The 6,422-nt window shown below is 64.6% G+C and carries 8 protein-coding genes; 3 read left to right on the top strand and 5 right to left on the bottom strand.

Going from position 1 to position 6,422, the window contains the following annotated elements; genetic code table 11:
• On the bottom strand, positions 1-513 hold a 513-nt coding region (locus ACN4F8_RS02070), incomplete at its 3' end, for a beta-ketoacyl synthase N-terminal-like domain-containing protein (protein ID WP_419472063.1).
• Positions 514-548: 35 nt separating this feature from the next.
• Positions 549-2,363, bottom strand: a complete 1,815-nt coding sequence (locus ACN4F8_RS02075; protein ID WP_419472064.1) for a PHA/PHB synthase family protein — start codon at positions 2,361-2,363, stop codon at positions 549-551.
• 128 nt (positions 2,364-2,491) lie between these two features.
• On the opposite strand from ACN4F8_RS02075, the gene ACN4F8_RS02080 reads away from it, so the two are divergent.
• Positions 2,492-2,821: a hypothetical protein gene (locus tag ACN4F8_RS02080; RefSeq protein WP_419472065.1), complete on the top strand. Its 330-nt coding sequence runs from the start codon at positions 2,492-2,494 to the stop codon at positions 2,819-2,821.
• Here the strand turns inward: ACN4F8_RS02080 and pgeF are convergent.
• Positions 2,741-3,505 (bottom strand): peptidoglycan editing factor PgeF, encoded by a 765-nt coding sequence (gene pgeF, locus ACN4F8_RS02085; RefSeq protein ID WP_419472066.1) that lies wholly within the window; start codon positions 3,503-3,505, stop codon positions 2,741-2,743. The genes ACN4F8_RS02080 and pgeF overlap by 81 nt on opposite strands.
• Entirely contained in the window at positions 3,505-4,146 is a 642-nt protein-coding gene (maiA, locus tag ACN4F8_RS02090) for a maleylacetoacetate isomerase (RefSeq protein ID WP_419472067.1), read from the bottom strand. Before maiA ends, pgeF begins: the two co-directional genes overlap by 1 nt.
• Positions 4,147-4,248: 102 nt before the next feature.
• Here maiA and ACN4F8_RS02095 point away from each other — a divergent pair, with 102 nt between their 5' ends.
• Positions 4,249-4,809, top strand: coding sequence for a hypothetical protein (locus ACN4F8_RS02095; RefSeq protein ID WP_419472068.1), 561 nt, complete (start codon positions 4,249-4,251; stop codon positions 4,807-4,809).
• A 14-nt stretch (positions 4,810-4,823) separates the two neighbouring features.
• Complete coding sequence (locus ACN4F8_RS02100) at positions 4,824-5,414, top strand: hypothetical protein (protein ID WP_419472069.1); 591 nt, start codon at positions 4,824-4,826, stop codon at positions 5,412-5,414.
• Between the two features lie 13 nt (positions 5,415-5,427).
• On the opposite strand, the gene ACN4F8_RS02105 is transcribed toward ACN4F8_RS02100, so the two are convergent.
• Positions 5,428-6,422: alkene reductase (locus ACN4F8_RS02105; protein ID WP_419472070.1), on the bottom strand; the 995-nt coding region annotated here is incomplete at its 5' end.

A 6,422-nucleotide genomic window follows, 5' to 3' on the forward strand; every position in this document is an offset into this window, starting at 1 on the left:
CGTGATGGCGTGGGCCTTGGCCACGTTCTCGGCGGTGATGCCCATGTGGTACTGGTTGTAGACGTCCCACAGGCCGTCGACGATCATGGTGTCGACCATCTTCCAGTCGCCCATGCGCTGGCCGTCGCGGCTGCCGCCCAGCACATGCGGGCTGGCGCTCATGTTTTCCTGGCCACCGGCGATCACGATCTCGCTGTCGCCCCAGGCCACGGCCTGCGCGGCCAGCATCACGGCCTTGAGGCCGGAGCCACACACGGCATTGATGGTGAGCGCCGGCGTTTCCTTGGCCACGCCGGCCTTCATCATGGCCTGGCGCGCCGGGTTCTGGCCCACGCCCGCAGTCAGCACCTGGCCCATGATCACCTCACCGATCACGTCGGCGGGCAGGCCGCTGCGCTCCAGCATGGCCTTGATGACGATGCTGCCGAGCTCGGTGGCGGGGACTTTGGCGAGCGAGCCGCCAAACTTGCCGACGGCGGTGCGGGCGGCTGAAACGATGACGATGTCTTCCATGGGTTTGCTCCTTGTTGTGCTGAGAAAAATCGGGGTCAGGCTTTGGCTTTGACGTAGCGACCGGGTGCAGGCTCGATGGCCGCGTAGGTCTTGCCCTTGCCGTAGGTCTTGGGCGCTGCAATTTGTTTGCCCGCCTGTGGCTTGAGCCAGGCGGCCCAGTCGGTCCACCAGCTGCCCGGTTGTTCATCGGCGCTGTTGATCCACTCGTTCACGTCCTTCGGGAACTTGGTGGCCGAGCCGATCCAGTGGCTGCGTTTCTTTTTGCTCGCCGGGTTGATCACGCCAGCGATGTGGCCCGAGGCGCCCATGACAAAACGCTTCTTGCCCGGGAACACCTGGGTGCTGGCATAAGCGCCGCCGATGGGCACGATGTGGTCTTCGCGCGAGCCGTAGATATAGACCGGCAGCTTGACCTGGCGGAAGTCGATCTTCTCGCCACACACCGTCATCTTGCCGGGCTTGATGAGGTTGTTCTCCAGGTACATCTGGCGCAGGTAGCGCGCGTAGTACGGGCCTGGCAGGTTGGTGCTGTCGGAGTTCCAGTACAGCAGGTCGAACGGTGGCGGTGTTTCGCCCTTGAGGTAGTTGCCCACCACGTAGTTCCACACCAGGTCGTTGGGCCGCAAAAAGCTGAAGGTGGTGGCCAGATCGCGCCCGGGCATGAGGCCGCCCTGGGCGAACTGCGCTTCGCGGTACTTGACGAAGTTCTCGTCGATGAACACGTCGAGGATGCCGGTGTCGGTGAAGTCGAGCAGCGTGGTGAGGAAGGTGGCGCAGTTCACAGGCTCTTCACCGCGCGCGGCCAGCACCGCCAGCGCCGTGCCCAGCATGGTGCCGCCCACGCAGAAGCCCAGCGCGTTGATGGTCTCGGCACCGGCAATGTCTTGTGTGATGCCGATCGCCTTGATCACCGCGTCTTCGATGTACTGGTCCCAGGTGGCTGTGGCCAGCGACTCGTCGGGGTTGCGCCAGCTCACCACAAACGTGCGGTGGCCCTGCTCCACGCAGTAGCGGATCAGCGAGTTCTCGGGCTGCAAGTCAAGGATGTAGAACTTGTTGATGCAGGGCGGCACCAGCAGAAACGGCCGCTCAAACACCTTGGGGGTGAGCGGCTTGTATTCGATCAGCTGGAACAGCTCGTTCTCGAACACCACCGCGCCTTCGGTGGTGGCCACGTTCTTGCCCACCTCGAACACGCTCTCGTCGGTCATGGACACGTGGCCCTGCTTCATGTCGTGCAGCAGGTTGGCCATGCCCTTGGCGATGCTCTCGCCCTGGGTGTCGATGGCTTTCTTCTGCGCTTCGGCATTGAAGGCCAGAAAGTTGCTCGGCGCGCTGGCGTCGATCCACTGCTGCACCGCGAAGCGCACGCGGGTGCGCGTCTTGGCGTCACCCTGCACCGCGTCGGCCAGGGCCATCAGCGTGCGCGCGTTGAGCAAATAGGCGGCCGCAGAAAACGCCGCCATCGGGTTGCTGGCCCAGGCCTCGGAGGCAAAGCGCCGATCACCTTCGGGCTTGGCGGATGGGCCCTGGTTCCACAGGCCGGTCACGTCCTTCAAATACTGGTTCTGGATCTCCAGCAGCTTCGCGGGATCAAAACTCACCTGCTGGCCCGATGCGTTCTTGAACATGTCGCCCATGCCAGGCATCGCCATGCCAAAGGGGTTGGCCGCGCCCGCTTGCGGCATGAAGGCCTTGAACGCTGCAAACGGATCGTTGGCGCCGGGCTGCGGGGCGGCTGCAGCACCGGGGAAGGCCTGGGCCACCTGGGTCCATTGCTGGATGAGGTTTTGCTGGAACGCGTTTGCGGTCTCCAGCCAGTCGGTGGGTGGGGTTTTGCCAGATGCCATGCTTGTCTCCTGTGTTTTTGTGTGCCGCCTATCATTCCCGGCGTGGGAAGGGATGTCCGGCTTTTCTCAAGTATCTGTGTGGCGGCTTCCAGCAGACTGACGCTTTTTCCCGGCCTGCAAGGATCGCCGTGTACCTGGTTGTGATTGGTTGGATGTATGTGGTTCTGATGATGTCGGTGGCCGAAGCGACCAACACCACAGGCTCGGTCCTTGGAGCCATTGTGACCTTTTTTCTCTACGGTCTGCTGCCCGTGATACTGGTGGTTTACCTGATGAGGACCCCCGCCAGGCGCAAGCAGATCAAGGCCCGCGAAGCCGCCGAACACCAGGCGCAGATGGCGCGGCTGGCGGCCAACGCAGAGCCCCAGCCGACGGCTTCAGTCGATCCAGACGCAAGCGGCCATGCGACCGGTGCTGCCGAGGATGGTGGCATCGCGGCGGTGCGAAAAGAAACGTGAGCTTTGCGTCACGGTGCACCACGGCGGCGAGCCGTCGTTGCCGTGCACGTTGGTGATGCCCACAGCCCGAAGACGACGCCGGGCCAACGCGGGCAGATCGGCGAGAAACTTGCCCTTGCCCAGCGGCCAGAAATGCGCTGCGGCCCCGTGGTCAACCGCCACAAATGCCTCACACACCTCGGCCCCCACTTCGAACGTCCGTGGCCCGATGCAGGGACCGAGCCAGACCATGAGTTCGCCCTCGCCCGCGGCGTTGTGCAAGGCGCGCGCGGTGACCTCGAGCACGCCGTCCACCAGGCCGCGCCAGCCCGCGTGGGCCGCGGCCACCGCGGTGCCCGAGGCGTGCGCAAACAGCACCGGCAGGCAATCGGCCACCATGATGGTGGCGGCCACGCCCGGCCCTTGCACCACGCAAGCATCGGCCACAGCGCCATCGGGCATGCCGGGCGCGAGCCGCACGATCTGTGTGCCATGCACTTGCTGCAAAAACACCGGGCGCGCTGGCGCTGTGAGTGCCGCGAGCCGCTCGCGGTTGCCCGCCACGGCCAGCGGCTCGTCGCGCACGTGGTCGCCCAGGTTGAAGCTGTCGAACGGCGCCATCGACATGCCGCCCTCGCGCGTGGTGCACAGCGCTCGCACACCCGCTGGCGCGGGCCAGTCGGGAGCGAACCAGCTGGAGGACATCAGGCCTCGGCGTCCGGGCAGGCCGAGGGCTGCGCCTTCTGGAACGCGGGGTGCTTCATGCAGGCGTCGAACGCGGCCATGGTGCGCGGCAGGCCCGAGAAGTCGACGTTGAAGCGCTGGCCGTTGAAGATCTGCGGCACCAGACAGCAGTCGGCCAGGGTCGGGGTTTCACCAAAGCAGTAGGTGCTCGGCGCCTGCAGGGCCAGCTGGCGCTCGAACGATTCCAGCCCGCTGCGCACCCAGTGGCGGTACCAGGTGTTCTTGGTGTCTTCGTCGACCTTGAGGTCCTTGCTCAGGTACTTGAGCACGCGCAGGTTGTTGATGGGGTGGATCTCGCAGGCAATGATCTGCGCCAGCGCCCGCACCCGCGCGCGGCCCAGCGCATCAGCCGGCAGCAGGGCTGGCGTCGGGTGGAGTTCGTCGAGGTATTCGATGATCGCCATCGACTGCGTCAGCCGCGTGCCGTCGTCGAGTTCGAGCAGGGGCACCAGGCCTTCCACTGCAATGTCGGTGTAGACCGGCAGCTTGTGTGCGCCCTTGGCCAGGTGGACCGAGTGGTATTCGTAGTCGAGGCCTTTGAGGGCGAGCGCAATGCGCACGCGAAACGAGGCCGAGGAGCGGAAGTAGTTGTAGAGCTTCATGGGTGTTGAGGATAAACCGTGCGAGGTGTTCCGGCGAGGTCACGGCCGATCGTTATAGTTTCGCGCGGTGCACGTGCATCGTTCAAAACAAAGAGGGAAAACATGAAACTTCGCATGGCCGCGCTGGCCTTCACCGCCATTGCCTTGACGGGCTGCGCCTCGTTCGTGGCGCCCACCTACAGCCCCGATTACCCGAGCATTGACAGGCTCAAGACGACACAGCTGGGCAAAGTCGCCGTGGGCGAGTTCCAGCCCCGCAGCCCCGAGGCCCCGGTCAACAAGATCTCGCTGCGTGGCGCGGCCTTTGTGTCGTCCAACGGCTCCTTTGCCCAGTACCTGGAAGACGCCATCCGATCCGACCTGACCGAGCTGCGGGTGCTCGACCCGAAGGCCGAGACACGCATCGACGCAACGCTGTTGAAGAACGATATTGATGTGTCGGGGATCAACACGGGCGAGGGCGTCATGGAGGTGAAGTTGAGCGTCACCAAGCGCGGGCAAACCGTGCATGAGAAGGTCTACAGCGCCAAGACGCAGTTTGAATCGAGCTTTGCCGGCGCTGTGGCGGTGCCCAAGGGCCAGAGCGAATATCCGCGCCTCGTGCGCACGCTGCTGCAAACCGTTTACGCCGATCCCGCTTTCATCAACGCTGTCAAACCTTGAGCCGAAAGAACACCATGTCCCCTCAGAAATTCTGGCGCCTTCCCCTGGCTGCAACGCTGCTCGCCCTGCTCACTGCCTGCGCTCACCCCATTGGCATCAGCCCGCTGGAAACGCCCGTGCGCAATGAAGCCGGACTCAACCCGAAAAAGGTCGCCTACGTCATGACCGACGCCGACCGGGGCAAGGAAGTCACCACCGCCGGTGGTGGGGGAGACAAGGTGAGCTACTTCCCCTACCGCGACCTGGAGAAGTCGATTCGCGATGCACTGCGCGCTGTGTACTCGGATGTGTTTGTCGTGAAGTCGGCGAGCGACCGCGAGGCCATCGCATCGTTCGGTGTGAGCTATGTGTTCTCACCCAGCATCACCACCACCACAGAGTCACCCTCGCTGCTCACCTGGCCCCCCACCAAGTTCGGCATCGACCTGACGTGTGAGGTCAGCGACCCAGAAGGCAAGGCGGTGACCACGGTGAAGGCCCAAAGCAACGGAACCGCCGAATTCTCCGAATTCAAAAGCGATTTCGGGTTGGCGGGGCGGCGTGCTGCCTCTCAGTTGTCCGAGCAGTTCAAACAACAGGTGCAGGCCAACGCCAGGCTGCGTTGACCCCCATGCGCCATCAGGCGGACAGTGCGGGGTAGTCCGTGTAACCCTCGGCGCCGCCGCCGTAGAAGGTCTTGTTGTCCGGCTCGTTGAACGGTCCACCTTGCTGCAGGCGCGCCACCAGGTCGGGGTTGGCGATGTAGGTCTTGCCGAACGCCACCAGATCGGCCCCGTCTTTCACCGCTTCCTTGGCCATCGGCAGGTCGTAGCCGTTGTTCACCATCCAGGCCGCTTTGCCACCAGCTGCCTGGTAGGCAGCGCGCAGGGCGTCGTAGTCGAACGGGCGGTCGGCCAGTTCGCGCGGGCCACCGGTGGCGCCTTCGATGAAGTGCACATAGGCCAGGTCGAACCTGGCGAGTTCGTTCATCACGTGGGTGAACAGCGGCTGCGGATCGGCGTCGATCACGTCGTTGGCCGGGGTCACGGGCGAGAGGCGAATGCCGGTGCGGCCGGCGCCGATGGCGTCGGTCACGGCTTGTACCACCTCCACCAGCAGACGGGCGCGGTTCTCGATGCTGCCACCGTAGGCGTCGGTGCGCTGGTTGCTGCCGGTCTTCAGGAACTGGTCGATCAAGTAGCCGTTGGCTGCGTGGATTTCCACACCGTCAAAGCCGGCTTCGATGGCGGCCAGCGCGGCCTTGCGGTAGTCGTTCACGATGCCGGGCAGTTCGCTGGTCTCCAGGGCGCGCGGCACCGAGGTGTCCACAAACACGGGCGCGCCGTCTTTGAGCAGCACGGTCTTGGTCTTGGCCGCGATGGCCGACGGTGCGACAGGTGCGCCGCCGTTGGGCTGCAGATCGGTGTGTGAAACGCGGCCCACGTGCCAGAGCTGGGTCACGATCTTGCCGCCGACGGCGTGCACCGCAGCGGTCACGGCTTTCCAGCCAGTGATCTGCTCGGGTGCGTACAGCCCGGGCACGTCGGCGTAGCCCTGGCCCTGGTGGCTGATGGCGGTGGCTTCGGTGATGAGCAGGCCGGCGCTGGCGCGCTGCTGGTAGTAGGTGGCCATGA

Source organism: Hydrogenophaga sp. (genome assembly GCF_048549895.1).
In the GTDB taxonomy this organism is placed as follows: domain Bacteria; phylum Pseudomonadota; class Gammaproteobacteria; order Burkholderiales; family Burkholderiaceae_C; genus Hydrogenophaga.